Raw genomic sequence first — 26,334 nt, 5'->3', positions numbered from 1 at the left:
CGCAGCCAATACTGTTGGGCAATATGTTATGGCGAATGATTTTTAGGAAAGGTTCAGCAATCGATATGCAAAAAGCGGTAAATCACACCTGCTTCCCGCTATAATCGCCGCCAATACTATTTGGGCATTGCCCAACCATGAGCAACCGCAGGAGACGCCGTATGAACCAGGGCCCGTTAACCGAAAAAGAGCTGAACTGGCTTGAAGATATGCTGGAGAAATACGGCAACGAACACGCAGTGGTGGATACCGCCGAACTGGATGGCATGCTGACCGCGCTGCTCTCCGGCCCGAACGACATTGAGCCGAGCGAGTGGCTGGTGGCGATGTGGGGCGGTAAAAAGCACATTCCTAAATGGTCTAACGAGCGCGAAATGGATCGCTTTATGACGCTGACGTTTCAGCATCTGAACGATATTGCCGAGCGCCTGGCCGAATTCCCGGAGCAGTTCGATCCGCTGTTTGGCACGCAAGAGATGGAAGGCCAGGAATTCACCGTGGTGGAAGATTGGTGCTACGGCTATCTGCGCGGCGTCGCGCTGGATGCGGATTGGTCGCTGCTGCCGGAGTCACTGCAGCCGATGATGGAGGCGATCACCCTGCACGGCAGCGACGAGCAGCTAGCGAAGCGCGAAGCCTTCACGCCAGAAGAGTTTGAAGCCAGCATCGACGCGATTCGCCCCGCCGCGCTGGAGCTACATGAATACTGGCAGGAACAGCGCATGGCGCAGCCTGACCCGGAACCGCAGTTGCCGCACTTTGCCGGCGAGAAAACCGGTCGCAACGATCCTTGCCCATGCGGCAGCGGTAAAAAGTACAAGCAGTGCTGCGGTAAATAATCCCCGACACGCATGAATGGTTACCCTACATAATCCCGTCGTAGGGTCGCCATTCATGGCGACCTGGTGCGCATAAATGCGCACCTTACGGAATCACAGCCGGTTTAACCTCGGTCACCCACGTTGGCAGCTGCCATGCGCCGCCCGCGCGAATCGCGCGACACATGCCGGTGGTGGCATCACTGCTTTGCACAAAATCTTTGCCATCCCATACCCACGCCGCCGTGCTCCAGCAGTCGCCGATACCACGCCCTTTCTGCGCTTCCGTGATTACGCCTGCGCTGTAATCTGTACCGGAATCCGTCACCAGCTGCGGTTTGCCCTGCAACGCTTTGTCGATCAGCCAAAAACCGTAGCCTTCGTTGTAAGCCCCGCGCCAGCACAGCGCGGCGATCAGCACATGCGCATCATCCACGGGCGTCAGCGTCAACGGCTCTGCGCCCTCTTCCGGTTGATCGTCAGACGGCGCCAGATTGTCGCAGCTGTCGTCATCGGTGAGAGACGCAATCAGCTTCGGCTTCAGCAGCGCCAGCTCGTCAGCCGTTAATGGACGCGCATCGGCCTTCGCCACTTTCACCTGCTGAATCACCGGCATTGCCAGCGCCGCCGGCACGCTGGTTTCCGGCTTGTTGCCTTTGCGCACCAGCGCGCCCGGCGTGCTAAGACGACCTTGCGCATCATCCATCTTCAGCAGCGTGGCAAAGGCGCCATTGCTGGAGAGATCGAACGGTTGTTCCCCACCGCGAAACTCCACTTTTTCGCTGCCTTTAATGGCATTGATCAACGCCTGCGTTTGCGCATCCGTCAGCGTCCACTCGTCGTTGTCGGCTTTCGTCACGTTGCCTAACGCACGATCGTCAATCCACAGCGTCAACGCATCAACCTGCTTTGAATCATCATCGCCGGTATCGGCCAGCACCACGCGGCCGTGCGTTACTGCGTTGGGTCCGCCGGCGCGCACCAGCAGCACCGAGCCGCCCGCGCCCTCTTCAGCGCTGTAACCGGCGGCGCGACAGGTCAGCGTGTTATCACAGGCCAGTTCCCAGTCTTTGTGGCTGAAGGAGACGCCGTCTTGATCGGCCAACAGCGGCGCACTCAAGCTGGCGAGCAGCGACATCGCCAGCAGCAATCGGGTAATCATGCCATCTCTCCGTAATGGTAAAGGTGGCTAGTGTGATGATTTTTGTGACGCGGGAGAAGTGAATTTTTTGCGGCGATGCTTATTCCATTACACGCTGTGAATCTGGCTGACGCGCCAGTAAACGTATCGCCACCAGCGCGGCGCACGCCACCGCTATCGCCCCGGCGAGGTAAACCGATGCAATACCGAAATGGCCCGCCAGCGCCCCGGCAACCGGACTGGTGATCCCCAGCGCGATATCGAGAAACGCAACATACGCGCCCATCGCCAGGCTGCGGGTTTGTGGTGGTGCGCGACGTACCGCTTCAACGCCAAAGCCAGGAAACGCCAGCGAATAGCCAAAGCCGGTCAGCGCTGCGCCAAGGTAGGCTACGCTGGCGCTGTCCGCGCCCCAAATCAGCAGCTGGCCGAACGCTTCAATCATGACACACAGCAGCGCCACGCGTGCCCCGCCCAGCTTGTCCGGCAGATGGGCAAAAAACAGACGCGCGACAATAAAGGTGACGCCAAACGCGGTGAAGGCTAGCGATGCGTTGCCCCAGGATTTGGCAGCAAACAGCAAGGCGATAAAGGCGGTAATCATGCCAAATCCCACGCTGGCGAGCGCCAACCCAAGGCCTGGTTGCCACACCGCGCTCATCACCTTATAGAATGGTGTTCGCGCCGTCGCCGTTGGCTGTACGCCATCTGTGCGCGTGATAAACAGCAGCGGCAGCAGCGGAATCACGATGATGGCGAGAGCGATGCCACTAAATTGCCAGCCGCTATAAACCACCACGCCAAGCGGCGCCCCCAGCGCCCATGCGCCGTATATCGCGATACCAATCCACGCCATCACTTTTCCCGCATTGCCCGACCCAACCAAGCCCAAACCCCAACCGAGAGCCCCCGTGGCAATCAGGCTCTCGCCCAGCGCCAGCACCACGCGCCCCAGCAGCAGAATCGCCACCGAAGTGTGCGGCTGATGGATGAACATCAGCGAAAGCAGATAGATAAAGCCAGAGCTGGCGATCACCACCAGCCCGGCAATCACCGCGCGTTTCGGTCCGCGCATATCAGCAAAGTTACCGGCCCAGGCACGCGTGAGTAGCGCGGCAATAAACTGCGCCCCGATGACAGCGCCAATCATCAGCGTATCCATCCCGAGGTTTTGCTGCAGATGCAGCGGCAGCACTGGCAGCTGCATCCCCATGGTGAGAAAGGAGATAAATACCGCCAGCGTAAGCGGCAGCAAGGTTATAAATACATTGGATTTCATGATTGTCTTCCTGCAGGATAAAATGCGACCATTTCGTCGCATTAATATGATGCAGGCAGGAAAAGCGCGGCGCTATTCGCATTGAGATTCAGAAAAAATCGTGCCAAAAAGGCTTATGCCGGAGGACGTTACAGCGTTAACGCGACTCTGCCTCGCGTTGATGTTCAGGTTTATAACGCCGCCACGATCTGCTGGCGCAGCCATTGCTGGGCCGGATCGCGATGCAGGCGCTCATGCCACAGCAGCAAAATATCGAAGCCGGCAATGGCGAGCGGTGGATCAACGACGGTGAGTTGCGTGGCATGCCGCACCAGTCGCTCCGGCAGTACCGCCACTAAATCGCTGTTCACCAACGTTTCCTGCATCAACAGGAAGTGCGGCACCGAAAGTACCACGCGGCGTGAGCGCCCCAGCTGCGCCAGTGCCTGATCGGTAGCGGCGCTGAAGCCACCGCCGTCCGGCGAGATCATGACAAACTCCAGCCGGCAGAACTGATCCAGCGTCGGCGGCTGCTGCAAATGCGGATGATCGCGTCGACCCGCCAGCACGTAGCGTTCGCTAAAAAGTTTGCGTTGATGCAGCGTGGACGGCGCATTATCACCGGTGTGAAACACCAGATCCAACTCGCCCTTCTCCAGCTGCTGCGCCACCTGCGGCGGATTGAGCGCCAACAATGCCATACGACTTTGCGGTGCAGCCGTGCGGATCAGCTTCAGCGCCGGCAACATCAGCGCGGACGACGTGTAATCGGTGGCGGCGATGCGCCAGGTCACATCGGCATCGGCTGGCTTGAAAATATCGGGCGTTGCAACCGCCCGCTCCACTGCTTCCAGCGCCAGTCGCAACGGCTCGCGTAACGCCTCTGCACGTGCGGTGGGCAACATGCCACGTGGGCCGGGCAATAACAGCGGGTCGTCAAACACTAACCGCAGCCGCGCCAGCTGGGCGCTAACGGAGGGTTGCGAGAGATGCAGACGCTGCGCTGCGCGCGTCACGTTCTGTTCGGCTAACAGTACGCTAAGCGTGTGCAGCAGATTCAAATCCAGCGAATTGATATTCACTTTGTCTATACCTGAGATATCAGCAATTGATTTCTACTATATCCAGCGCTGACTTAACCTGCAGCTGATTTCATCTCACAGGATTAAGCTCATGAACGTACTGATTGTGTATGCCCATCCAGAACCGCGCTCGCTGACGGGTTCACTCAAAGATTTTGCCGTGCAGCATTTGCAAAAAGCCGGACATCAGGTGCAGGTTTCGGATCTTTATGCCCTGCAATGGAAAGCGCCGCTCGACGCCGCCGATACGCGCGCCCCACTGGTGGGCAGCCATTATGATGCCACGGTGGATTCGCGCTTCGCCTACGATCACCAACTGCAAGCTGCAGATATCGCCGCTGAGCAGGAAAAACTGCGCTGGGCGGATACGGTGATCTTCCAGTTCCCGCTGTGGTGGTTCTCCATGCCCGCCATTATGAAAGGCTGGTTTGATCGCGTTTACGCCAACGGCTTTGCTTACGGCGTGGGCGAGCACAACGATCAACATTGGGGCGATCGTTACGGTGAAGGCAATCTCAGCGGCAAGCGGGCGATGCTGGTGGTCACCACCGGCGGATGGGAATCGCATTACAGCCCGCGCGGCATTAATGGACCGATGGACGCGCTGTTGTTCCCCATTCAGCACGGCTTGCTGTTTTACCCCGGCTTTAGCGTGCTGCCACCGGTGGTATTTTATCGCGTGCAGAAATCGGCAGCAGAGCGCTTTGCTGGCTGGTGTGATGTTCTGGCCACACGGCTGGATACCTTAGCGGAAACCGCACCGATTGCGTATCGCCAGCAGAACGGTGGCGATTATGAAATACCGGCGCTGACGTTAAAAATGGAATTTGCCGCGGAAGAGAGTGGCGTTGGCGTGCATGTGAAACGGTGAAAGCAGACAGGCTCCGGGATGAGCCTATATTTATTGCTACAATCCGCATCCCGCCTGCGCCAATTGAATCGCTGCGAGGAGCATAATTTATTGCGTCAGTGCTTCCTGAGCCTCTTTAAGCTCTTCACGCGCGTCGTTCAGCTTACGCTGCTGTTTATCGATTTTATCGCTGCGACCTTTGGCTTGCGCTTCACGTAAATCCTGCTCGCGTTCTTGCACTTTCAACTGTTTCTCCGCAACTTTATCCTGGCGCGCTTTTAATAAACTGCTGTCGGTGCAGTGCGCATCATTCTCACGTAACGCCTTCTCCAGACCCGCGATGCGGGCTGCATTGCCGTGTTCACGCACCATCGCCAGCTCTTGCTGGATATCCTGCTTTTTAGCTTCACAGCCGGTGGCTGGATTTGCCGCCTGAACAGAAGTAAAGGTCAATGCGGAGAAAAGAATCGGAAGTGAAATCAGGGTGTTTTTCATGGTGAACTCGTAGTTGGAAGTTATGGCGCCATTATACGGGGAGTTCTTAAGGGGATCTTAAGGCTGCAAGCGCATCTCTCTCGGCAGGTTAACGTCGACAAGCATTTTGGTGCTTCAGTACATTTGAAAATGATCGATTATAAAAATTGAAAAATAAAAACCACCTATTAGCGACTTATTTTGCATTAGTTGCAGAAATCGTGAGCATCATCCCGTGTTACCAGACGAATCATCACTATCATTGACAATAATATCAATAAGGCCTTGCAGTTATAACTACGGGGACGGTATAGATAGAATTATTGTATTTATACGCAGGAGTGTTGTTAAATACAAAAACTTTTCCTTTTACATCCAAATAAATAACTCCTCTTTCAACCTTGCTTAACGCATTAGCATCAGAAGTAATGAGGAACGGAGAATAATTATCCTTTAGTGCACTCTTAAAGTTTTCCGCAGATTTACTAGAATCATACAAGTAAAAATTATATGAGAAATTTGTCGTAGCGCCCGCACTTGCTTCAGTAATAAAAATATTTACCTGGTTATTAATTTTCTCTTCATGGATTATTGATTGTTCAAGTGGGGAAATTTTCGACAACATGTAAATGGCATAGGCAATCGCAAGGAGTAAAAAGATCCATAAAGCATGACGTTTCTTAAAAGCCTGAGCGTTTAGCATATTCAACTCCTGCCCTAATCCAATATTGATCTTCGGGATCGTCGCCAAATGGGCTGGAACCATACCAACTTCCAAATTCTATATTACTTGTCCCTGCGCGACTTTGTGCCCATCCTGCAGCTCTGAGCAAAATAGCTTCACTAATACCAGCCGCATGCCCAACTGCTCCATAATTAAAATTTCCAAAATTGGCAAACTGTTTACCGCTTTGGTTTTTATAATCCCACGGACCATGCCCTTTAACTTGATTATAAAACCATGCATAGGTCATGGCTGATGGACCTTTATGTAGACGAGCCAACATCATATTGTTGACAATTGATACTCCCGGCGGGCTAAAAGAGAGAATATCAAATGGCGGATGCTGTGATGCAGCAAGAGCAGGATAGCGCATAGCTTATGATCTCTCATTCCAACTATCGGAAAACATAATATTTCCGTCACAATATTTCCATGTTATTTTTTCGTATGCAAATTCAACACATTCCAAATGATTATGCTTCTCTTTTTGAGGATCCTTCGTATCGTGCATTATTGGTGACACACCAATTATTTTTACACCTTCAATGAAAATATTGAAATATTCGACTTCCTGACCGGCATCATTAATGTGATACACCTAAATTCAGCCGACGTTAAGTTTTGTCCTGTTGCTACAGCCTTATAGAGATACGGTGAAGAAGCATCAAATTCTTTTTGAATGATAATAGGCGCATGCTTTCTTGTACCAGTAGGCTTACCTGTTTGTGGATCAGTTGGAAGTCTTACGTTATGGGAAAATCCTGTTACTTCGATACTGCCTTCCCGATGTTGTACATCAACGGAGCCACGAATATCAGCACCGCCATCATCTTTGAGCCAGAGATTTGCTGGAATGGGCATTCTACATCGTCCTTTGTTATTTATCCTTTCAACAAACATACACAAAAAATTAAATAACACATAGTTATTTCGTGGTCTTTCACCCGGTTTTTTTTTCATGCCTTATTGGAGTCTGGAGGTTAACACCTACAGTTTAAAAATAGCTTATAAAGGCAAGAAACACCGTCATTTTTAATTAGTAGATTGCTTAAAAAACTCTGTGAATTGCATGGGAAAGATAGAGTTATTATCTTCTATTAGAAAGAAATTTTAGGGGGAAATGTAATGAAGTTAAGCACGTTAATATCGATATTAGATTCGATAGGTATTGTCGTAACGTCAGCCAGGAGGCGCCTATTAATTACCAATAAGACAAGATTTTACTTCGAACATCCATCTGTTAGAGCTAAAAACTCAGTAGAAACGAAGAGTAAAACGAGGCCATTCAGGCAAAAAAAAAGCCGCTCGTAAGCGACTTAATTTTGCATCAATCGATGGTGCCGAAGGTCGGACTCGAACCGACATGTATCTCTACGGTTGATTTTGAATCAACTGCGTCTACCGATTTCGCCACTTCGGCACTGAAGAGGATGCGGAAAACGTTGGGGATTATACCGTTACGAGCAGAGTGCGCAACTGGAATCGTTGGGGATGTGCGCTAAGCGTTGAAAAAAACAGCATTTCAGCGCTAACCGCTTGTTATCGCGCCAATCCCAGCCGCCGCAGCCTGCAGAGCAAAACCCAGAACGGTCCCATTTTGCCCTTATGCACCTACTTATCTGGAACTTTCCTAAACCAAACCTCTCTTAACCACAACTGACGCAGTCAGAACATAAAAGACAACGAGGTTGAGATGAAATTACAACGCATGATTTGGGGATGGGGCATCGCGGCAGCTATGGTGGCGGGGAGCGCATCGGCGGCAAGCTGGCAGGATCAGCTGAGCAGCGCAGCATCACAACTGTCGCAGCAAAATAACAGCACCAGCAACACGAACACCAACAACGCGCAGAATAGCGGATTGTCACTCTCATCGCTGACCGGCCTGCTGAACGGCGGCGATAAAGCCGTAAGCGCCAACAGCATGACCAACGCCGCGGGCGTGATGTCCTATTGCGTGCAGCATAACGTGGTGGATAACAACGTGACGTCGGTGAAGGATCAGGTGTTGAGTAAGCTCGGCTTAAGCAGCCCAGCCGCGCAGGAGCAGAAAACCGATTATCAGCAGGGTTTGCAAGGCTTGCTGAATACCGGCAACGGCCAGCAGCTGAATCTGCAAAGCCTGAGCAGCTCGCCGATGGGTGAGAAGCTAAAAACCAAAGCCTGCGACGTGGTACTGAAGCAGGGTAAAAAATATATCGGCATGTAAGGACGCGCCGATATCAAGGCGCGAGCTGTCCCTCGCGCCTTTTCTTTACTGCAATAACTCCCGCGTCTCCTGCACCGTCCTCTGCAACAGTTCCCGCGCCTGTTCTATCGAACGGATATTGGTGTAACCAATCACCAGCCCGTAGCGTTTCTGCGTCTGCATATACCAGCCGGAAAGCGGGAGCACGCGCAGCTGATGTCGCTGCCATATCTCCGCCAGCGCGCTATCCTGCGTGCCGCGACGCAGAAAGGCGACAATATGCATACCACCATCGGTCAGCTCGAAATCGAACAGCGTTGGGAAACAGGTTTGTAGTGCTTCCAGCATCATGCGACGCCGCTGCTGGTAAAGAATGCGCATCTTCTTGATGTGGCGATAGAAGTGACCTTCGCTTAGGAACTGCGCCAGAATCTTTTGCGGCAGCAGCGACATGCCGGTTTCAAGAATCTCACCCAGCTCGCTGAAGCGCGCGATGGTCTCTTTTGGCATCACTAAGTAGCCCACACGCATCGCCGGCATCATGGTTTTGCTGAAAGTGCCGGTGTAGATCACCCGATCGTGCACATCCAGGCTTTTCAATGCAGGAATCACTTTGCGCGTGTAGTGAAACTCGCCGTCGTAATCATCTTCGATAATCCAGCTGTCGTTCTGTTGCGCCCACTCCAGCAGCTGATGTTTGCGCGGCAGCGATAACGTCACTGCCAGCGGGCTGTGATGGGTTGGCGTAACCACGGCGAAACGTGCGTCAGGGTGATAACGCAGCAGATAATCAACATCCACGCCCTGTCGATCCACCGGCACATAATGCAGATTCGGCGCGATGCGCTTCAGCAGTTTTTGTCCGAAGAAGTAGCCCGGGTCTTCAAACAGCACCTTATCGCTCGGTTGTGCCAGCACCGCCAGGATCAGCCGCAGATTGGCGCGATAGCCGCTGGTGATAAAGACCTGCTCCGGCTGGCAGTTGAGCCCGCGCGAAATGCTTAGATAGCTGGCGATCGCCTCGCGCAGCGGCTGGTAACCCATCACCGGCGGTAAAATCATCTCATCCGGCCGCAGCGTGCGCGCAGCCTTGCCGGAGATCAGCAGCCACTTCTTATGGGGAAACTCATCCAGCGCGGGAATCCCCAGCCGGAGTTCTCCACTGCTTTCGCGCGCTGAGTGCTGGTTAGCAAGCGGCACGGACAGCGACATTTTCTCTGGCGCCGTGGCCAGCGTCAGCTCCGGATTGACGCGTGTCCCCTTCGCGCCCTGACTGACGAAATAGCCTTCGCCAATAAGAATTTCATAAGCGGCCTCTACCGTTTTTCTCGCCACCTGCAGTTCATTCGCCAGCGTGCGAATCGCCGGCACGCGGTCGCCGGGTTTCAGGCGCCCTGCCTGAATCTGCTGGCGATAGCGCAGATAAATCTCTTTATATCCCACGCCTTGTCCTACCTATTTTGTTTATTTTTGACCCTTTCACCTCAGACATAGAAGTTTAAGATGACCGCATCAACCACGCAATGCATCGCCATCACGCTAAAGGAAGAAATTAATGAAACTGCTGCACATTAAAGTCAGCCCGGATTTAGCGGGTTCGGCGTCGCGCATTGCGTCGGCGCGTTTGGTCGAAAAATTACGTGCGCAGCAGGCCGATCTTATCGAGACGGAGCTGGATCTGGCACAACATCCGTTGCCGCATCTTGATGCCTTCACCATTGGCGCCTTTTTTACCAAGCCGGAGCAACGCGATGACGCACAGCGCGCCGCCATTCAGACATCGGAAGATTTAGTGGATCAGCTGTTTGCCTGCGACACGCTGGTTATCTCATCGCCGATGTGGAACCTCGGATTACCGTCGGTACTGAAAGCCTGGTTCGACCATATTACCCGCGCCGGGCGCACCTTCGCCTTTAGCGCCGATGGCTGCAAAGTCGGTTTGGTGCAGGGCAAGAAGGTGTATTGCGTGGTTGCCAGCGGCAGCGTGTTTGCCCACGGCCCTTTTGTCGCCGATGACCAGTTCACGCCGTATATCCGCGTGGCGCTCGAATACATTGGCATCACTGATGTGGAATTTATCCGCGTTGACGGCACGCACGATCCCGTCACTCGCACCACCGCGTTACCCCATGCACTTCAATGCATTGAAAATTTATTCTGAATAGAGAGGACACCATCATGACGTCACGCGTTAATCATTTTAAAAATATTCCTGCGCTGGTGAAAACCGTGGGCGATGCGACTGCAGCGCTGGGAAAATCGTCACTTGATACCACCATTAAGCATCTGGTCGACCTGCGCGCTTCTCAGCTCAATCAGTGCGCTTTCTGCGTCGATATGCATGTGAAAGAGGCTAAACTGCACGGCGAGCGCGAACTGCGTCTGCACCATGTCGCTATCTGGCGCGAATCGCCGTTGTTTACCGCCAAAGAGAAAGCGGCGCTGGCGCTGACTGAAGCGCTGACGCGCCTGAGCGATAACGGCATTGATGATGCGCTGTACAGTGAAGTGCGCGCGCACTTCTCTGAAGTGGAAACCAGCGAACTGACCTTCTGCATCGCGGTGATCAATACCTGGAACCGCCTGATGGTACTTTCACGCATGACGCCGGGCGCACTCGATAGCGCTTATGGGCTGGATCGCGCTGATTTACGTTAATTTTTACCGCCAGTTGCCCACGCTGCTGGCGGCACCATGTTCATCTGCGCTGCCTGAGGCTATAGTGAGTTTTTGCACCACACAGGACAGCGCACATGAAAGGCATCAACATTGCGATTTACTTCGATCCCGACCAGATTGATATCTGCGTCCACCAGCAGGATGACAGCCATCTCAGCCAGAGCTTTATTTACGACGACAGCGTAATTGAAGAGATTTACCAGTGGCTGGAGCAGTTCACGCCTAATCGCACCCACATTTGCCTGATTGAGCACGATACCGCTGATATTCTCGCCGACGAGCTGGTGGATAACGGTTTTCATGTCCATCAGGTGACGCAACACGATCTTCTGACCTGGTTCGCCAATGAACCGCCCGCCGAGCCGGATGGTTCGCCGGTGCGCGCGCTGCTGCGCTATCTTGAGAACGAGCAGCCTTCCGAATATCAGTCCCGTACGCCGCAAATTGAAGCGTTGATGGATCTTTTGGATGAACTCGACGATCTCGAAGGGGTTGATGAGGTCGAAGATGAAGATAATCTGCCTGACGACGTGCTGCGCCTGATGAAACAGAAGAAGATCTCGGTACAAGATGCTGCGCAGCGCCTGCTGCCGGATGTGAATGAGCGCATTCGCGAGCATTTAATCAGCTATCCCGAATTGATGACGCCTGAACTGCTGCAGGATTTCTTCCCCGAGCTGATTGAAGCGCTGGATACGCCGAAGCACTGATAAATCGACGCATATACCGTAGCGGCGCAATTTATTGCGCGATGTTGGCCTTATCTGATGCGGTCAATCGCGCAATAAATTGCGCCGCTACAGAACGTGCAAGTGTTGAATCACTTTTTCAAATGGGAATGTCTCCATGCTGGAGCTTTTTAAAGCCATCGGGCTGGGATTGGTGGTGATTTTGCCGCTGGCCAATCCGCTGACCACCGTGGCGCTGTTTCTCGGCCTTGCCGGTGATATGAACTTCCAGGAGCGTAATCGCCAGGCGATGCAGGCTTCGATCTACGTTTTCCTGATCATGATGGTGGCGTGGTACGCCGGCAGCGCGGTGTTGCACACCTTTGGTATTTCCATTCCCGGCCTGCGCATGGCCGGCGGATTGATTGTGGCGTTTATTGGCTTTCGCATGCTGTTTCCGGCAAAACCGGTTGGGCATTCAGTTGAGGCCAAACATAAGCAGGATGAGCTGGACGCCAACGACAATAATCGCGAAACCGTAAATATCGCCTTTGTGCCGCTGGCGATGCCAAGCACCGCTGGCCCAGGCACCATCGCGATGATCATCAGTTCGGCTTCCACGGTAAAATCCGGGGTCGATTTTCCTGATTGGGTCGTCATGGTCGCGCCGACGCTGATATTTCTCTCCGTGTCGGTGATCCTATGGATTTCGCTGCGCTGTTCTGGCGCCATTATGAAGCTGGTGGGGAAAGGCGGGATCGAAGCGATTTCGCGCTTGATGGGCTTTTTGCTGGTGTGTATGGGCGTGCAGTTCATCATCAACGGCATATTGGAAGTGATCCACAACTTCCAGTAATGCAGCATCTAACACACTGTTGTGCCCTTCGGTAATCTGGCATCAGTTACAGATCGTCTAACCAGTAACTGATGCTCTATTCCACCAGAATGAGTACCGCACGCAGGTCATTAAGATCGACTAAAAAGTAGTGTTACTAGCTTATCAATCATCGCCTGAACACATCCAGGATCGGGTTTATCCAGTGCGCTCAGCGCGAGTCCTTGCTCAAAGGTAATAATGAAGCAAGCGAACTCTGCAGGCGTGAAAATGCCCGGTAATTCGCCTCTCTCGCGAGCTTGCTCCGCTTCACTTTCCAGCCACTGACGAAATGCCATTCGCTGGTCACGCAAATGCCTCGCCAATTCGCCATCATCATTGTTAAAAGCCAGTGCTGAGAATGTCATTATGCAGCCCGGATGTTTATCGCCATGGCTGAAGACGGTAAATGCTGCACTCAGGAAACGTCGAATACGCACTTCAAAAGTAGAATCTGGATTATTCAGCACGCTTTCAAGCTCGCATAACCACGTCTCTTTATAGTGCGCCAGTGCCGCCGCATACATCCCCTCTTTATTGCCAAAAGCGAGATAAAGAGATGCTGGCTTCAGGCCGGTTGCCTGAGTGAGATCGGCGATGCCCGTTGAAGCATAGCCTTTACGTGAAAATACCTGGAACATCAACTCTGCCAGCTTCTGCTCAGAGAACAGTTTAGGCCTGCCCGTTTTCTTTCTCTCAGTCATCTACTTGCCTCCTTCCAAAATTTTTATGTGAGTAACATACCAGTTTTTTAGCAATCAATAAAAAAATAGTTTGCGCACTTGCATTAGCCAGGTTATATATTTTATCGAACACTAAAAAACACATATGGAGAGTTACCATGAAAAACATGCTTATTGCTTCCCTGTTAGGCCTGAGTACCCTGTCGTTTGGACTAAATGCAGCCACTGAAATTAACCATAGTGTTACCAGCAACTTTAAAAAAGTGGGCAGTGTGAGCGCCTCTAACGGCACCATAGATGAGTTAACACGCAAGATTTCTGTTAAGGCAGAAAGTGCAGGAGCGAGCCACTTCAAAATTACGTATCTCAATAGCGACAAACTTGGATACGCCCACGCGACGATTTATGTCGATACAGTAAAACAATCCTCATGAGCATATTATGAAATGCCTGATTAAACAGGCATTTCACTTTTTCTTAAATATTACAATCTTTGTTAAGGTGAATTTCATGAAAAGATCAATGAAAGTGGTTTTATTTGCATCTCATCTCGCACTTGCTGGTATAGGGTTTGCTGCTGGTATTTATATATTACCTGTTCTCACTGCTGAAAAAGGGTCAACAATTGATGAGTTAAAATCCGTAAAAGATAATTTTCGCTACCAGGGAGAGTTTAATAAGAATCAGAAGGGGAGTAATGCCCTGCACTGGGCGGAAGGCAATCTCTTTGTCAATGATCGCGAAATTGCCTTTGAAGGCACCGTTGCCCCAGGCCCAGACTATAAAATCTATTTAACCAAAAAGAAAGCTGACAGCAAAGACGAATTCATAAAGATAAAAGAAGACTCTTTATATATCGGAGATCTAAAAAGCTTTGGTAACTTCATAAAAACCCTGCCTAATGGCGTAAATATTGATGAATACTCAGCCGTGCAGATATGGTGTGAAAGTTTCGGTCAATTTATAAGTTCCGCATCCTTTAAGTAATAACATTCAGTAAATATGATAAAAACAGGCAAATAAACCCTTCCCTAAAAGCAAACTAAATAGGTGATATTATGAATATTAGAACTTATTTATCAAACAAAAAACCCCAAAGCTCTACTTTAATTCGTATAACATTAATAATAGCTTTCATTATTTCTGGCAACTTAAAATGGTTTTCACCAGAAATGATGCTGGTCAATACGCTGACCTATGACAGCTGGCTCTCTTTCCTTCCTGATTATCTTGGCGAGAACGGTAGTAGTTATTTACTCGCAGTCGTTAATGCTTTCATTGGTATTACATTACTCTCAGGTTTTATTTTCCCCTACGCCGGAATAGTGGGCGCCGTCGCAGTAATGATGAGCTCAATTATTATGCTAAGCATTAGCAGCTATCCGATAGATTCAATAACGTTCAGTCTGATAATAAAAGAAACCGTACTTTTTGGTTCGGGGTTCTCCCTGCTGGTTCATGATGTTCACGCAAGGAAAAATAAGCCTTCAAGCTCAGGATTAATACATCGCACATCCTACGTGCAGGACAATTTTCTGCACCGATAAACAAAATCGCACCGCCTTAAGGCGGTGCGATTTATCGCGCGACTAAGGTGTATTACTGCCCCCTACGATTCACTCGCCTTTTAACGTTTTACGAACTTCCGCTACCTGATCTTTGGTCACTGCCGGCGCATTGTTGCTCCAGCCCTGACGAATGAAGGTTGCCAGTTTAGCCACTTGATCATCATCCAGACGCTTAGCAAAATCCGGCATCGCCAGGGTTGATGGCGCCTTCTCGGTCGATGGCTGCTGCGCACCGGCCAAAATGGTGTGGATCAAACCGCTTGGATCTTTAGCATTGACGATCGTCGCCTGATCCAGCTCCGGGAAGATCCCCGGCGCGCCTTTACCGGTGACAAAGTGGCAGGCGCCGCAGTTGTCGATATACAGACGCTCACCTTCCGACAAACCTTTCGCCGCCGTTAGCTTCGCTTCGGTCGCCTGCTGCTTCTGCACGTTGTACGCCTGCAGCGGCGGATTACCGCCAAGGAACTTCAGATAGGCAGCAATGGCTTTCAGGTCAGCATCCGTCATGTGCGAGCTGGAGTGCTCAATCACCGACTTCATCTCACCGCCTACCGCGGCCTTGTCGTTACGTCCGGTTTGCAGGTAATCGACGATCTCCTGCTCGCTCCAGCGCGGCAGACCGCGCAGCGACGGCACATCCCAGTTGCTCAGGCTGCCACCGGCGAGGAACTGATCGTCGCCGCTATCCAGCGCTTTCTCGTTCATGCCAAGACCGCGCGGCGTGTGGCAGCTGCCGCAGTGGCCAAGGCTTTCGACGATGTAAGCACCGCGATTCACCTCTTCCGATGCGCCACCAATCGGCTGGAACGGTTTATCTGAGGTGAATGCCCAGTTCCAGAAGCGCATACCCCAACGCTGGCTGAACGGGAAGCTGAGATCGGTTTCCGGCGGCTGCTCGCTGCTCGGCTTGACGCCCTTCATAAAGTAGACGTAAAGCGCGTGCATATCGGCATCAGAGATTTTGGCGTAATCCGGATACGGCATCGCTGGATAGAGTCGTGAACCGTTCGGCAACACGCCTTTACGCACCGCGTCAGAGAACTGCTGCTCGCTATAGTTGCCGATGCCGTGCTCTTTGTCCGGCGTGATGTTGGTGGAGTAAATGGTGCCGAGATTCGACTCAATCGCCAAACCACCCGCGTAATCGCCTTTGCCCGACACGGTATGGCACGCCATACAGTCGCCGAGGCGCGACAGGTATTCACCCTGCTTGATCAATTGAGCTTCATCTTCCGCGTGAGCCTGCAGGACAAAGCTGCCCAGCAGCACGGCGTTGGCGATTAACAATGATTTTAATTTCATGCGCTTATGCCTGTACCAGTGGGCCGGGATTTTTCAGATAATGTTCTTTGATGGCTTGTGCCGCCATCAAGGTGATCGCGCCGATGGTATCGGTCGGGTTCGCCTGGAAGTTTTGCGGGAAGGCGTTGCCGCCCGGCACAAACACGTTATGAACATCCCAGCTCTGCAGGTACTTGTTCAGTGCAGACGTTTTCGGGTTATCGCCCATTACCGCGCCGCCGACGTTGTGGGTCGAAACGTACTTGGTCAGGTCAAAGTCCGCGCCCATCGGCAGGAAGCTCATGCTCATGCTGTCTGGGTTAAGTTCTTTGGCGATATTACCGACGATCCCTTTCAAGTGCTGCTGCAGCTTGAGTTCGTTCTCTTTCCAGTTAAAGGTCATACGCAGCAGCGGCTGACCGCGATGGTCGGTGTAATGCGGATCGAGATCGAGATAGATATCGCGATACGACTGACAGGTGGTGGTGATGCTGATCTTCATGGAGTGGTTGTACCACTCCTCCAGACCTTCCTTGTAGCCCAGACCCCAGCTCGGCGTGCCTTTCGGCAGTGCAGCAGCCATTGGCGTACCGGTGGCCTGCGAACTGTGGATCTTAGCGCCGCCCAGGAAGCCCAGACCCGGACCGTCGAAGTTGCCTGGTGAGATGTCGTTGAACATCTGCCCGGTTGCGCCAGCGGTGGCGTAAGAGTTGAAGTTTTTGTCTTTGAAGAACAGGGTTGCGCCGCCGTTCGACAGGAACGCGTAGTTACGCCCCACCACACCCTCTTCGGTAATCGGGTTATACGGCTTGCCGATACCGGACAGCAGCATCAGACGCACGTTGTAGAGCTGGAAGCTGGAGAGCACCACGATCCTGGCTGGCTGGAACACTTCGTTGCCATCCACATCGTAGTAAATCACGCCTTTGGCGGTTTTCTGATCGTCATGCAGCACCACTTTCACCACTTCGGCGTGCACTTCGTAAGAGAAGTTTGGCATCCGCTTCAGTGAGTCCATGACCGCCGTTTGCGGTGAGGCTTTCGAGTAGTTCAGGCATGGATATTTAGAGCAGTAACCGCAGTAGTTGCACGGTGCGATCTGGTTGCCGTACGGGTTTTTCCACGCGCGGGATACGCACGCTGACGGGTTCGGGAACGGGTGATAACCGAGTTTGGTCGCCGCTTCCTTGAACATCACATTGTTCAGCGTGTCTTCCAGCGCAGGCAGCGGATAAGGTTCTGAACGCGGACCTTCAAACGGATCGCCACCTTCCAGAATCTGACCGCGCAGGTTGCCGGTGTTACCGGATTGACCGCAGATCAGCTCAAACTTGTAGTAATACGGCTCAATCTCTTCCCAGGTGAACGGGAAGTCCATCACGCGCATATCTTCCTGCAGGATGCCCGGCTTGTAAGCCTCATCCACGTAGGTTTTCAGCTTCAGGTCAGTCGGCGTTGGACGAATCAGTACCGCCGTCCAGTGCATGCCCGCGCCGCCCACACCGGTGCCTGGCGCAAATGCGCCCCACTTACGGGTGGGTAACGCCGTCTGGCTGCTGTTGTAACGCACGGTGACCGCCACTTCTTTTGGCGTCGCGAACACTTTGTTACGCACGTTGTAGGCGTACTCATCGGCCGGTTTCGGATAGGCGAAATCCGGGTAGTCACGCTCGCCGCCACGCTCTAAGGCGCGCACTTCCAGTCCGGCCATCGCCAGCTCAATGCTCATCAGCGAGCCGGCCCAGCCGAGGCCGCATACGACGACGTCGACTTCTTTCTTTGTAATCTGTGCCATGTTAATCCTGTCTCACATACCAAAAACGGGGTGTGCTTACGCGCTTTCACCCAAGAGGCTGACCGGTCCCAGCGGGTACGGCACGTTGTGCTGCTTCACCCATTCGGTAAAGCTGGCGCGTGCGCCCGGGAAGCCGATGGCAATCCAGGCTTTCATGCCTTTGTTGCCGCCGTACATCGGGTCAGCGAGGTAGCCGTGTTTGGTATCTGAAAGCAGCTGGCTGAAGAACTGTGAGGCCTTCAGGTTCTCTTCGCCCAGAGCGGCGAAGTCGATACCGTCGTTTTTGTTCACTTTAGTCAGCACCGCATCTTTCTCTTCCAGTGATAGCGCATGGAATGGCTTCTGGAAGTTGCTTTGCGTCCACTGATTTACCAGCTTGATACCGGTTTGGTACATCTGCTGTGGCGTAAACGGAATTTGGTATCCCATGGTGGCAGGCGCGTGCACGTCAAACGGACCTTGCATGTAGATCTCGGCGCCGAACTCCGGGCTGTGCAGCTGCTGATCGATAAAGATCGGCACGTTGGTTTCCAGTGCACCTGGCGCTTTACCTTTGCCGCCAGCGGGGATCAGACGATCGGCTGCAGCCAGAATAAATTGCCACTCATCGGCACTGAAAAAGATCGGTTTATAGTCGGCGAGCTCGGGTGCTGCCATTTCCGCAGCTTGCGCCGCAGTTAATCCCTTAAATACCAGGTCACTTAATGGCAAAGCCAATAGCGACCCAAGTAAAAACTTACGTCTGGTGGTCGGTTTATTTAGAAGCATGGCGCGACGACTCTCACTTGCTAAGAAAGATAATTATTTTTGTTAATAGCTTTATAAATCGGTAAATAACCTGGCAATATTAGGGATATAGGTATTTCAGAATGTAAAAATTCAATTAAGGATATGTTTTGATGAAATTCAATCATCATGTTGAATTTAGGTTAAGGCTTGGTAAAAGGCTTTCGAGGCAGAAAAGGAGGTTTTAACCGTACAATTGTTGGGATATTGAGGTTATTTGATGGGCAATTGACCAGGTATTATCGCGCAGAGAAATAATCGCCAAAATGAATCAATGAAAAAAAATCATACTTCCATACCAGAGAATTATTCTCATTTATAACATTTCATTTACTTAATTGACCAGCAGATGAACGATCTATTTCCCGGAAATGACAGATAGCGCACAAAATAAACGCAATAATACCTGAACGTAATCAATTGTTATTTTCCGGCACAGCTCAGAACAAACCGGCATTTTGCCTGAGCGGCGGCAGAGATAGAGTCTGATTATCTCTTCTCCAGGAAAACAATAATGCGCTCACTGATTTTGCTCGTCGCTTTATGGGGCAGCAGTTTTGCACTGCATGCCGCCACGCCGAAAGATACCCTTGTCGTTGCCGTACCGCTCGACGGCATTATTAGCTTCGATCCCGCTGAAAGCTTCGAAACCGTAAGCAATAGCGTGCAGCGCAATATTTACCAAACGCTGGTAGAAGCGGATCGCAATTCGCCGCAGAAGCTGGCACCGCTGCTGGCAACCGGTTGGCAGCAGGGCAGCACGCCGCACAGCTTAGTGTTTAACATTAAACCTGACGCCCACTTCTCCAGCGGCAATCCGGTGACGGCGCAGGATGTGATCTTCTCACTGACGCGCGCGGTGCAGCTGAATAAAGCGCCCTCTTTCATTCTCGCCGAATTTGGTTGGACCCCTGAAAACATCGCCAGTCAGTTTAACGTGCTGAATGACCATCAGCTGGAGATTCAGTGGCCAGCGCAGATTGGTCAGAACCTGGCGCTGCGCCTGCTGACGGCGCCAGTGGCCTCCGTGGTTGACAGTAAAACCGTACTGCAGCATGTGGTGAATAATGATGCCGGCAACGGCTGGCTGCATACCCATTCGGCCGGTAGCGGCGCGTTTACCCTTCAGCAATATGTGCCGCAGCAGGCGCTGGTGCTGAGCGCCAACAAACAAGCTAATCCTCAGCCGAAGCTGAAGCGTATTTTGTTAAAGGGTGTGGCGGATGCCGGTGCGCGTCGCCTGCTGATTCAGCAAGGTGATGTCGATGTCGCCTATCAGCTCGGACCGGATCAGATTGATGCGCTGAAGAGCGACAAAAATCTGCGCATTGAGGCGTTCCCATCCAGCCTGGTCTATTACCTTGGTTTCAACACCAAAGATAAAGCGCAACCGGCGCTGGGCAATCCGGCGCTGTGGCAAGCCGCGCGCTGGCTGGTGGATTACCACTCTATTTCGCAAGATCTGCTGAAAGGCCAGTACCGCATTCATCAAAGCTTCCTGCCACAAGGCTTTGATGGCGCGCTGGAGGATCAGCCTTTCCATTACGATGTGGCGAAAGCCAAAGAGATTTTAGCCAAAGGCGGCATCAAGCCAGGCACGAAGTTTGCGCTGACGGTGATCAATCAGCCGCCTTACATTGATGTGGCGCAGGCGCTGCAGGCCAGCTTTGCCAAGGCGGATGTGCAGATTGAGCTGCAGCCGGTGGCGGAGTCAGAACTGTGGAGCAAAATGCGCGGCCGCGATTTCCAGTCGATCTTTATCTATTGGGGCGCGGACTATGTCGATCCCAACACCAATGCCAGCGCCTTCGCCTATAACGTGCCGGGCGGATCCAAAACCCTGGCGTGGCGCGTTGGCTGGGATATTCCGGAACTCAGTGCCAAAACCCGTGCGGCAGCCGGTGAAAGCGATGCGGCTAAACGTCGTGCGTTATATACCGATTTGCAAAAAACCGTGCAGCAGAATTCCCCGTTTGTGGTAACGCTGCAGGGCGCGCAGCAGGTCGCGGTGCGCAATAACGTTAATCATGTGCAGCAAGGGATTGGCGTGAGTTTGCTGTTTTTTGATACGGTGCAGAAGTAGTTGTTAGATGCGGTGCGCGTGGGCCCTCACCCTAGCCCTCTCCCGCAAGCGGGAGAGGGAACGGTCTGCTGCAGTTTGGGGGAACAGTCTGCTGCAGTTTATAGCTAAGCAGATAACGTTAGCCACAAATCGGCTGGATCGGCTCCTTCTCCCGCTGGCGGGAGAAGGTTGGGATGAGGGACAGCGCGCACCTCCCCGACTTTTTTCGGCACAATCCTCCTCCCTCCTCGCGCGCCGCTTGCTATCCTTTCTGGCATAACCTATTGCCTGAGAGCGAAATAATCATGACCACTCCGTTGCTGATTGCCCAAACGCCCGACGTTCAATTGCATCTCCTCTCCAACATGGCGAACCGCCACGGCTTGATCACTGGTGCCACCGGCACCGGCAAAACCGTGACGCTGCAAAAGCTGGCGGAATCCTTCTCCGACATCGGCGTGCCGGTGTTTATGGCGGATGTTAAAGGCGATCTCACCGGTATTTCCGCTGCAGGCGAAGGCTCTGAAAAACTGCTGGCGCGTCTGACGAAGATCGGCGTTACCGACTGGCAGGCGCAGAAAAATCCGGTGATGGTGTGGGATATTTTTGGCCAGCAGGGGCATCCGGTGCGTGCGACAGTGTCCGATCTCGGCCCGCTGCTGCTGGCACGTCTGCTCAATCTCAACGACGTGCAATCCGGCGTACTGCAGATCATCTTCCGCATCGCCGACGATCAAGGCTTGTTGCTGCTGGACTTCAAAGATCTGCGCGCCATGACGCAGTACATCGGCGACAACGCCAAGGCATTTCAGACGCAATACGGTAACATCAACAGCGCGTCGGTGGGGGCGATTCAGCGCGGCTTGCTGGCGCTGGAACAGCAAGGGGCCGAGCACTTCTTTGGCGAACCCATGCTGGATATCCGCGACTGGATGCGCTGCGACAGCAACAGTAAAGGCTTTATCAATATCCTCTCGGCGGAAAAGCTCTATCAAATGCCAAAACTCTACGCCACCAGCCTGCTGTGGTTGCTGGCCGAGCTGTATGAGCAGTTACCGGAAGCGGGCGATCTCGACAAGCCAAAAATGGTGTTCTTCTTCGACGAAGCGCACCTGCTGTTTACCGATGCGCCGCCGGTGCTGCTGGAGAAGGTTGAGCAGGTGATTCGTTTGATCCGCTCCAAGGGCGTTGGCGTCTATTTCGTCACGCAGAATCCTGGCGATATTCCCGACAACGTGCTGGGACAGCTCGGCAACCGCGTGCAGCACGCACTGCGTGCTTTTACGCCGAAAGACCAGAAAGCAGTGAAAAGCGCCGCCGAAACCATGCGCGCCAATCCAGACTTTGATACCGTCGAGGCGATTCAGGCGCTCGGCACCGGCGAAGCGCTAATCTCCTTCCTTGATGAAAAAGGCAGTCCCTCGATGGTGCAGCGTGCGATGGTGATTGCACCCGGCTCGCGCATGGGCCCGGTGAGTCTGGATGAACGTAACAGCCTGATCAACAACTCGCCGCTGTACGGCAAATACGATACTGAAGTGGATCGTGAATCCGCCTTCGAAATGTTGCAAAAAGGCGTGCAGGTCGCGACGCAGCAAGCCAACGCGCCAGAAGCCAAAGGTAACAGCGTCGATGTTGATGGCGGCATTCTCGGCGGCCTGAAGGACATTCTGTTCGGCACCACCGGTCCGCGCGGTGGCAAGCGCGATGGCGTGGTGCAGAGCGTGGCGAAAAGCGCTGCACGTCAGGTTACCAATCAGATCATTCGCGGTGTGCTCGGCAGTTTATTGGGCGGCCGTCGTCGTTAAAAAAGGATTTATGGATAAATATCAACAACTCAAACGCAGCAAACGTCTGGCGCTGTCGCTGCTGGTGATTGCCGCCGCGACTTTTGTCGTAACACTGTTTCTGCCGCCTAATTTTTGGGTGCTGGGAGTAAAGGCGATTGCTGAAGCGGCGATGGTCGGGGCCTTAGCCGACTGGTTCGCCGTGGTGGCGCTGTTCCGGCGCGTGCCGGTGCCGTTTATCTCACGTCATACGGCGATTATTCCGCGTAACAAAGATCGTATTGGAGAGAATCTTGGTCGCTTCGTGCAAGAGAAATTCCTCGATACCGATTCGCTACTGGCGCTGATTCGCCGCCACGATCCGTCGCAAATGTTGGCACAGTGGCTGAACACGCCGGGCAACGCCGATCGCATTGGCCGCCATCTGCTGCAGGTGATGCGCGGCTTTCTCGATCTCACTGACGACCAACGCATTCAGCGCTTTTTACGCCGCGCGGTGCATCGCGCGCTGGATAAAGTTGATCTCACCCAATCCAGCGCACTGCTGTTGGATAGCCTGACCAAAAACAATCGTCATCAGGAATTGCTCGATGCCGCGGTGCAACAGCTGCTGCGCTTGCTGCACAAGCCCGGCACGCGCGAGTTTATCGCCGCGCAGATTGTGCGCTGGCTGAAACGCGAACATCCGATTAAAGCCAAAATGCTGCCGACTGAATGGCTGGGCGAGCACAGCGCCGATTTGGTGGCGAATGCGGTGGATTCAATTCTCGACCAGGTGGCGCTCGATCAGGGACATGAGCTGCGTCTGGGCTTCGACCGTGCGGTGCAGCGGCTGATTGAGCGACTGAAAACCGATCCGGAAATGGCGGAACGCGCCGAAGGCATCAAGAACTGGCTGAAGGAGGATGAGTCTTTCAATCGTTATATCGGCGAACTGTGGCAGGATTTACGTGGCTGGCTGAAAGACGATTTGAACAGTGAGGATTCACGGGTGCAGGAGCGCGTTAGACTGGCCGCGCTGTGGCTGGGTGAAACCCTGGCTGCCGATGAAGCGTTACGCGCTTCAATGAATCAACATCTGGAAGATGCGGCACGCAGCGTGGCACCGGAGTTCGCCACCTTCCTGACGCGCCATATCAGCGATACCGTGAAAAGCTGGGATGCGCGCGATATGTCACAGCAAATCGAGCTGAATATAGGTCGCGATCTGCAGTTCATCCGCATTAACGGCACGCTGGTGGGCGGCACCATTGGCCTGATTTTGTATTTGTTGTCGCAGGTGCCAGGATGGGTTCAGCAGTTGCAGTGAGGGACGTCAGAAAAGGCGATTTTTACAGATGAGGATGGGCCAGCATCGAGGCTGGCCCATGACAATTACCGGCGTTTCATCAGCAGGAACAAGCTGATGGCGAAGAACGCGCCGCTCGGCAGAATCGCGCCTAATATCGGCGGTAAACCGTAGACCAGGCTTAACGGGCCAAAGATCTGATCCAGCACGTAGAACAGGAAGCCAAAGCTAATCCCCGTTACCACGCGCACGCCCATCGAGACGCTACGCAGCGGACCAAAAATAAACGACAGCGCCATCAGCATCATCACCGCTACCGACAGCGGCTGGAAGATTTTGCTCCACATATTCAGCAGGTAACGTCCCGAAACCTGGCCGCTCTGCTTAAGGTATTTGCTGTAGTTATACAGGCCACTGATCGACAAAGCGTCTGGATCCAGCGCCACCACGCCGAGCTTATCTGGCGTAAGATTGGTTTTCCATTCGCCGCTCAGGCTCTGTGAACCGGTGATTTGTTTGGCATCTTGCAGGTTAGACTCATCCACCTGCGACAACACCCACAGCTTCTTATCGGCGTTCCAGGTCGCAGTCGCCGCGTAACGTACGCTCAGCAAACGGCGCTGGTCGCTGAAATTATAGATGCTGACACCATCAATCTCGTTATCGCCTTTGATGCGCTCGATGTAGATGAAGTTGTTACCGTCCTTCGCCCACAGACCGTTTTGCGTAGAGACCAGCGAGCCGCCGTACAGCTGTTGCGCACGATAGTTACGCGCCATCTGCTCACCCTGCGGCGCAACGAACTCGCCCACCGCCATGGTTAATAGCACCAGCGGAATGGCGGTTTTCATTACCGCCAGCGCCACCTGCATGCGAGTAAAGCCCGATGCCTGCATCACCACCAGCTCACTGCGCTGCGCCAGCGTGCCCAAACCGAGTAACGCGCCCAACAGCGCCGCCATCGGGAAGAAGATTTCGATATCTTTCGGTACGCTGAGCAGCGTGTAGTAACCGGCGTCCAGTGCGGTATACGCGCCCTGCCCGGTTTTACGCAGCTGATCCACGAACTTAATGATGCCTGACAACGACACCAGCATGAACAGCGTCAGCATGATGGTGTTGAAGATAGTTTTGCCGATATAGCGGTCAAGAACCTTAAACATCAGACCGATCCTCCACGGCTAAAACGGGCACGGATGCGACGCATCGGCACGGTATCCCATAGGTTCAGCAGCACCGCCAGTGCCAGATAGGCGAAGTTCACTACCCACATCCAGATGGCAGGGTCGAACCGGCCTTTCGCAGCGTTGGAACGCAGAGAACTCTGTAGCAAGAAGAAGATCAGATACAGCAGCATGGCGGGCAACATTGAGAGCACGCGCCCCTGACGCGGGTTTACCACGCTAAGCGGCACCACCATTAACGCCATCACCAGCACCGCAAAGATCAGCGTCAAACGCCAGTGGAATTCCGCCTGGAACTGAGGCGTCTTGTTTTGCAGCAACGCGCTAATATCCGCCTGATCGGCATCGTTCGGATCCAGCGTGGCTTCTTTGTAGCCCACCAGCGCTTGATAGTTCACAAAGTCAGTAATGCGGAAATCGCGGAGCAAGGCGGTACCTTCAAAGCGCGTGCCTTTATCCAGCGTGACCACCTGCGAGCCATCTTTACGCTGCTCCATGTGACCGCTGTCTGCCAGCACCACCGAGGGACGCGCGTTGCCTTTCGGACGCAGCTGCGCCAGGAACACGTTGCCGAAGGTATTGCCTTTCACGTTTTCGACAAACAGCACCGCGTTGCCGTCACTGGACGTCTGGAACTGTCCAGCCGCCAGCGCTGCCGCACCCGGATTCGCTTTGGCGTTTTGCGTCACTTCTTGCTGATAACGCGACGACCACGGCCCTAACCAGATGACATTGACCGCCGCCACCAGCGAGGTGAACAGCATCAGGATCATCGCGGCTTTAATAAGCACGCTTTTACCCAGGCCGCAGGCATGCATCACCGTGATTTCACTTTCGGTGTACAGCCGCCCAAGGGTCATTAAAATCGCCAGAAATAGGCTTAGGGGCAGGATAAGTTGTGCCATTTCAGGCACGCCAAGTCCTAACAATGTCAGAACTAAGTTTGTTGGGATCTCGCCATCCACCGCAGCTCCCAAAATCCGCACTAACTTCTGACAAAAGAAGATCAGTAGCAGGATGAAGAGGATAGCCAGCTGGCTTTTGAGCGTTTCCCGAACCAGATATCTAATGATGATCACGCTTAGTACGCCTGTGATAACTTGTCTTTTTGCAGGAAAATCGCTAGTTTCAACGCTTATCA

Annotated in this window: 26 protein-coding genes, 1 tRNA gene and 1 pseudogene; 13 read left to right on the top strand and 15 right to left on the bottom strand. The window is 53.1% G+C overall.

Features of this window, described 5'->3' with window-relative positions; all coding sequences use genetic code 11:
- The first annotated feature begins 161 nt into the window (after positions 1 to 161).
- Positions 162 to 839, top strand: a complete 678-nt coding sequence (locus PMI17_RS05120) for a YecA family protein (protein ID WP_007886798.1) — start codon at positions 162 to 164, stop codon at positions 837 to 839.
- 85 nt (positions 840 to 924) lie between these two features.
- On the opposite strand, the gene PMI17_RS05115 is transcribed toward PMI17_RS05120, so the two are convergent.
- The 3 genes from PMI17_RS05115 to PMI17_RS05105 all read right to left on the bottom strand — a co-directional run bounded on the left by PMI17_RS05115 (position 925) and on the right by PMI17_RS05105 (position 4,299).
- On the bottom strand, positions 925 to 1,980 hold the full coding sequence (locus tag PMI17_RS05115) for a DUF1176 domain-containing protein (protein WP_007886796.1): 1,056 nt from the start codon (positions 1,978 to 1,980) through the stop codon (positions 925 to 927).
- 79 nt (positions 1,981 to 2,059) lie between these two features.
- A complete protein-coding gene (locus tag PMI17_RS05110) occupies positions 2,060 to 3,238 on the bottom strand; it encodes an arabinose transporter (protein WP_007886794.1) in 1,179 nt (392 codons plus the stop codon).
- A gap of 170 nt (positions 3,239 to 3,408) precedes the next feature.
- Entirely contained in the window at positions 3,409 to 4,299 is an 891-nt protein-coding gene (locus PMI17_RS05105; RefSeq protein WP_007886792.1) for a LysR family transcriptional regulator, read from the bottom strand.
- Between the two features lie 91 nt (positions 4,300 to 4,390).
- Between PMI17_RS05105 and PMI17_RS05100 the strand changes: the two genes are divergently transcribed.
- The gene (locus tag PMI17_RS05100; RefSeq protein WP_007886790.1) at positions 4,391 to 5,170 is read left to right on the top strand and encodes an NAD(P)H-dependent oxidoreductase; all 780 of its coding nucleotides are present in this window, start codon (positions 4,391 to 4,393) and stop codon (positions 5,168 to 5,170) included.
- Between the two features lie 87 nt (positions 5,171 to 5,257).
- On the opposite strand, the gene PMI17_RS05095 is transcribed toward PMI17_RS05100, so the two are convergent.
- From PMI17_RS05095 to PMI17_RS05080, 5 genes and pseudogenes are all read right to left on the bottom strand, one after another.
- Entirely contained in the window at positions 5,258 to 5,644 is a 387-nt protein-coding gene (locus PMI17_RS05095; protein WP_007886788.1) for a DUF1090 domain-containing protein, read from the bottom strand.
- 253 nt (positions 5,645 to 5,897) lie between these two features.
- Complete coding sequence (locus tag PMI17_RS05090; RefSeq protein WP_007886786.1) at positions 5,898 to 6,326, bottom strand: hypothetical protein; 429 nt, start codon at positions 6,324 to 6,326, stop codon at positions 5,898 to 5,900.
- Positions 6,304 to 6,720 (bottom strand): polymorphic toxin type 44 domain-containing protein, encoded by a 417-nt coding sequence (locus PMI17_RS24685; RefSeq protein ID WP_081496524.1) that lies wholly within the window; start codon positions 6,718 to 6,720, stop codon positions 6,304 to 6,306. The genes PMI17_RS05090 and PMI17_RS24685 overlap by 23 nt, the downstream gene beginning before the upstream one ends.
- A gap of 3 nt (positions 6,721 to 6,723) precedes the next feature.
- A pseudogene (locus PMI17_RS24680) lies at positions 6,724 to 7,208 on the bottom strand (Hcp family type VI secretion system effector).
- 474 nt (positions 7,209 to 7,682) lie between these two features.
- Positions 7,683 to 7,767, bottom strand: a tRNA-Leu gene (locus PMI17_RS05080).
- 273 nt (positions 7,768 to 8,040) lie between these two features.
- Between PMI17_RS05080 and PMI17_RS05075 the strand changes: the two genes are divergently transcribed.
- Complete coding sequence (locus PMI17_RS05075) at positions 8,041 to 8,556, top strand: DUF2501 domain-containing protein (RefSeq protein WP_007886783.1); 516 nt, start codon at positions 8,041 to 8,043, stop codon at positions 8,554 to 8,556.
- A 45-nt stretch (positions 8,557 to 8,601) separates the two neighbouring features.
- On the opposite strand, the gene PMI17_RS05070 is transcribed toward PMI17_RS05075, so the two are convergent.
- Positions 8,602 to 9,978, bottom strand: a complete 1,377-nt coding sequence (locus PMI17_RS05070; RefSeq protein ID WP_007886781.1) for a PLP-dependent aminotransferase family protein — start codon at positions 9,976 to 9,978, stop codon at positions 8,602 to 8,604.
- A gap of 112 nt (positions 9,979 to 10,090) precedes the next feature.
- Between PMI17_RS05070 and PMI17_RS05065 the strand changes: the two genes are divergently transcribed.
- From PMI17_RS05065 to PMI17_RS05050, 4 genes are all read left to right on the top strand, one after another.
- Positions 10,091 to 10,696 (top strand): FMN-dependent NADH-azoreductase, encoded by a 606-nt coding sequence (locus PMI17_RS05065; RefSeq protein WP_007886775.1) that lies wholly within the window; start codon positions 10,091 to 10,093, stop codon positions 10,694 to 10,696.
- 17 nt (positions 10,697 to 10,713) lie between these two features.
- On the top strand, positions 10,714 to 11,193 hold the full coding sequence (locus PMI17_RS05060; RefSeq protein WP_007886774.1) for a carboxymuconolactone decarboxylase family protein: 480 nt from the start codon (positions 10,714 to 10,716) through the stop codon (positions 11,191 to 11,193).
- A gap of 95 nt (positions 11,194 to 11,288) precedes the next feature.
- Positions 11,289 to 11,924 (top strand): hypothetical protein, encoded by a 636-nt coding sequence (locus tag PMI17_RS05055; protein ID WP_007886773.1) that lies wholly within the window; start codon positions 11,289 to 11,291, stop codon positions 11,922 to 11,924.
- A 136-nt stretch (positions 11,925 to 12,060) separates the two neighbouring features.
- Positions 12,061 to 12,738: a MarC family NAAT transporter gene (locus tag PMI17_RS05050; protein ID WP_007886772.1), complete on the top strand. Its 678-nt coding sequence runs from the start codon at positions 12,061 to 12,063 to the stop codon at positions 12,736 to 12,738.
- Between the two features lie 110 nt (positions 12,739 to 12,848).
- On the opposite strand, the gene PMI17_RS05045 is transcribed toward PMI17_RS05050, so the two are convergent.
- Positions 12,849 to 13,460: a TetR/AcrR family transcriptional regulator gene (locus tag PMI17_RS05045; RefSeq protein ID WP_007886769.1), complete on the bottom strand. Its 612-nt coding sequence runs from the start codon at positions 13,458 to 13,460 to the stop codon at positions 12,849 to 12,851.
- 137 nt (positions 13,461 to 13,597) lie between these two features.
- On the opposite strand from PMI17_RS05045, the gene PMI17_RS05040 reads away from it, so the two are divergent.
- The 3 genes from PMI17_RS05040 (at position 13,598) to PMI17_RS05030 (ending at position 14,986) form a co-directional block, all read left to right on the top strand.
- Positions 13,598 to 13,873: a YdgH/BhsA/McbA-like domain containing protein gene (locus PMI17_RS05040; RefSeq protein ID WP_007886768.1), complete on the top strand. Its 276-nt coding sequence runs from the start codon at positions 13,598 to 13,600 to the stop codon at positions 13,871 to 13,873.
- 76 nt (positions 13,874 to 13,949) lie between these two features.
- Positions 13,950 to 14,426 carry a DM13 domain-containing protein gene (locus PMI17_RS05035; RefSeq protein WP_036620306.1) on the top strand — a complete coding sequence of 159 codons (477 nt, stop codon included), beginning with the start codon at positions 13,950 to 13,952 and terminating at the stop codon, positions 14,424 to 14,426.
- 71 nt (positions 14,427 to 14,497) lie between these two features.
- Positions 14,498 to 14,986, top strand: a complete 489-nt coding sequence (locus PMI17_RS05030; protein ID WP_007886766.1) for a DUF417 family protein — start codon at positions 14,498 to 14,500, stop codon at positions 14,984 to 14,986.
- A 69-nt stretch (positions 14,987 to 15,055) separates the two neighbouring features.
- On the opposite strand, the gene PMI17_RS05025 is transcribed toward PMI17_RS05030, so the two are convergent.
- The 3 genes from PMI17_RS05025 to PMI17_RS05015 are packed head-to-tail and all read right to left on the bottom strand — an operon-like array spanning position 15,056 to position 18,854.
- Positions 15,056 to 16,312 carry a cytochrome c gene (locus PMI17_RS05025; RefSeq protein ID WP_007886765.1) on the bottom strand — a complete coding sequence of 419 codons (1,257 nt, stop codon included), beginning with the start codon at positions 16,310 to 16,312 and terminating at the stop codon, positions 15,056 to 15,058.
- Positions 16,313 to 16,316: 4 nt separating this feature from the next.
- Positions 16,317 to 18,086 carry a GMC family oxidoreductase gene (locus tag PMI17_RS05020; protein ID WP_007886764.1) on the bottom strand — a complete coding sequence of 590 codons (1,770 nt, stop codon included), beginning with the start codon at positions 18,084 to 18,086 and terminating at the stop codon, positions 16,317 to 16,319.
- Positions 18,087 to 18,122: 36 nt separating this feature from the next.
- Positions 18,123 to 18,854, bottom strand: coding sequence for a gluconate 2-dehydrogenase subunit 3 family protein (locus PMI17_RS05015; RefSeq protein ID WP_007886763.1), 732 nt, complete (start codon positions 18,852 to 18,854; stop codon positions 18,123 to 18,125).
- A gap of 532 nt (positions 18,855 to 19,386) precedes the next feature.
- Here PMI17_RS05015 and PMI17_RS05010 point away from each other — a divergent pair.
- From PMI17_RS05010 to PMI17_RS05000, 3 genes are all read left to right on the top strand, one after another.
- Positions 19,387 to 20,955: an ABC transporter substrate-binding protein gene (locus tag PMI17_RS05010; protein ID WP_007886761.1), complete on the top strand. Its 1,569-nt coding sequence runs from the start codon at positions 19,387 to 19,389 to the stop codon at positions 20,953 to 20,955.
- A gap of 284 nt (positions 20,956 to 21,239) precedes the next feature.
- Positions 21,240 to 22,742 carry a helicase HerA-like C-terminal domain-containing protein gene (locus tag PMI17_RS05005; RefSeq protein WP_036620277.1) on the top strand — a complete coding sequence of 501 codons (1,503 nt, stop codon included), beginning with the start codon at positions 21,240 to 21,242 and terminating at the stop codon, positions 22,740 to 22,742.
- A 10-nt stretch (positions 22,743 to 22,752) separates the two neighbouring features.
- Positions 22,753 to 24,030: a DUF445 domain-containing protein gene (locus PMI17_RS05000; protein WP_007886759.1), complete on the top strand. Its 1,278-nt coding sequence runs from the start codon at positions 22,753 to 22,755 to the stop codon at positions 24,028 to 24,030.
- A 65-nt stretch (positions 24,031 to 24,095) separates the two neighbouring features.
- Here the strand turns inward: PMI17_RS05000 and lptG are convergent, their stop codons facing one another.
- Together lptG and lptF are read right to left on the bottom strand one after the other, a co-directional pair.
- Positions 24,096 to 25,172, bottom strand: coding sequence for an LPS export ABC transporter permease LptG (gene lptG, locus PMI17_RS04995; protein ID WP_007886758.1), 1,077 nt, complete (start codon positions 25,170 to 25,172; stop codon positions 24,096 to 24,098).
- On the bottom strand, positions 25,172 to 26,272 hold the full coding sequence (gene lptF, locus PMI17_RS04990; RefSeq protein WP_036620304.1) for an LPS export ABC transporter permease LptF: 1,101 nt from the start codon (positions 26,270 to 26,272) through the stop codon (positions 25,172 to 25,174). Before lptF ends, lptG begins: the two co-directional genes overlap by 1 nt.
- Positions 26,273 to 26,334 lie beyond the last annotated feature (62 nt).

This window comes from Pantoea sp. GM01 (assembly GCF_000282675.1).
Taxonomy (GTDB): domain Bacteria; phylum Pseudomonadota; class Gammaproteobacteria; order Enterobacterales; family Enterobacteriaceae; genus Pantoea; species Pantoea nemavictus.
This window is presented reverse-complemented; position numbering and strand designations above follow the sequence as displayed.

Bases quoted from the DNA above. Each gene is read 5' to 3' on its own strand.
- PMI17_RS05120 (WP_007886798.1), top strand. From the start codon at position 162: ATGAACCAGGGCCCGTTAACCGAAAAAGAGCTGAACTGGCTTGAAGAT.
- PMI17_RS05115 (WP_007886796.1), bottom strand. From the start codon at position 1,980: ATGATTACCCGATTGCTGCTGGCGATGTCGCTGCTCGCCAGCTTGAGT.
- PMI17_RS05110 (WP_007886794.1), bottom strand. From the start codon at position 3,238: ATGAAATCCAATGTATTTATAACCTTGCTGCCGCTTACGCTGGCGGTA.
- PMI17_RS05100 (WP_007886790.1), top strand. From the start codon at position 4,391: ATGAACGTACTGATTGTGTATGCCCATCCAGAACCGCGCTCGCTGACG.
- PMI17_RS05095 (WP_007886788.1), bottom strand. From the start codon at position 5,644: ATGAAAAACACCCTGATTTCACTTCCGATTCTTTTCTCCGCATTGACC.
- PMI17_RS05090 (WP_007886786.1), bottom strand. From the start codon at position 6,326: ATGCTAAACGCTCAGGCTTTTAAGAAACGTCATGCTTTATGGATCTTT.
- PMI17_RS24685 (WP_081496524.1), bottom strand. From the start codon at position 6,720: ATGCGCTATCCTGCTCTTGCTGCATCACAGCATCCGCCATTTGATATT.
- PMI17_RS05075 (WP_007886783.1), top strand. From the start codon at position 8,041: ATGAAATTACAACGCATGATTTGGGGATGGGGCATCGCGGCAGCTATG.
- PMI17_RS05065 (WP_007886775.1), top strand. From the start codon at position 10,091: ATGAAACTGCTGCACATTAAAGTCAGCCCGGATTTAGCGGGTTCGGCG.
- PMI17_RS05060 (WP_007886774.1), top strand. From the start codon at position 10,714: ATGACGTCACGCGTTAATCATTTTAAAAATATTCCTGCGCTGGTGAAA.
- PMI17_RS05055 (WP_007886773.1), top strand. From the start codon at position 11,289: ATGAAAGGCATCAACATTGCGATTTACTTCGATCCCGACCAGATTGAT.
- PMI17_RS05050 (WP_007886772.1), top strand. From the start codon at position 12,061: ATGCTGGAGCTTTTTAAAGCCATCGGGCTGGGATTGGTGGTGATTTTG.
- PMI17_RS05045 (WP_007886769.1), bottom strand. From the start codon at position 13,460: ATGACTGAGAGAAAGAAAACGGGCAGGCCTAAACTGTTCTCTGAGCAG.
- PMI17_RS05040 (WP_007886768.1), top strand. From the start codon at position 13,598: ATGAAAAACATGCTTATTGCTTCCCTGTTAGGCCTGAGTACCCTGTCG.
- PMI17_RS05035 (WP_036620306.1), top strand. From the start codon at position 13,950: ATGAAAAGATCAATGAAAGTGGTTTTATTTGCATCTCATCTCGCACTT.
- PMI17_RS05030 (WP_007886766.1), top strand. From the start codon at position 14,498: ATGAATATTAGAACTTATTTATCAAACAAAAAACCCCAAAGCTCTACT.
- PMI17_RS05025 (WP_007886765.1), bottom strand. From the start codon at position 16,312: ATGAAATTAAAATCATTGTTAATCGCCAACGCCGTGCTGCTGGGCAGC.
- PMI17_RS05020 (WP_007886764.1), bottom strand. From the start codon at position 18,086: ATGGCACAGATTACAAAGAAAGAAGTCGACGTCGTCGTATGCGGCCTC.
- PMI17_RS05015 (WP_007886763.1), bottom strand. From the start codon at position 18,854: ATGCTTCTAAATAAACCGACCACCAGACGTAAGTTTTTACTTGGGTCG.
- PMI17_RS05010 (WP_007886761.1), top strand. From the start codon at position 19,387: ATGCGCTCACTGATTTTGCTCGTCGCTTTATGGGGCAGCAGTTTTGCA.
- PMI17_RS05005 (WP_036620277.1), top strand. From the start codon at position 21,240: ATGACCACTCCGTTGCTGATTGCCCAAACGCCCGACGTTCAATTGCAT.
- PMI17_RS05000 (WP_007886759.1), top strand. From the start codon at position 22,753: ATGGATAAATATCAACAACTCAAACGCAGCAAACGTCTGGCGCTGTCG.
- lptG (WP_007886758.1), bottom strand. From the start codon at position 25,172: ATGTTTAAGGTTCTTGACCGCTATATCGGCAAAACTATCTTCAACACC.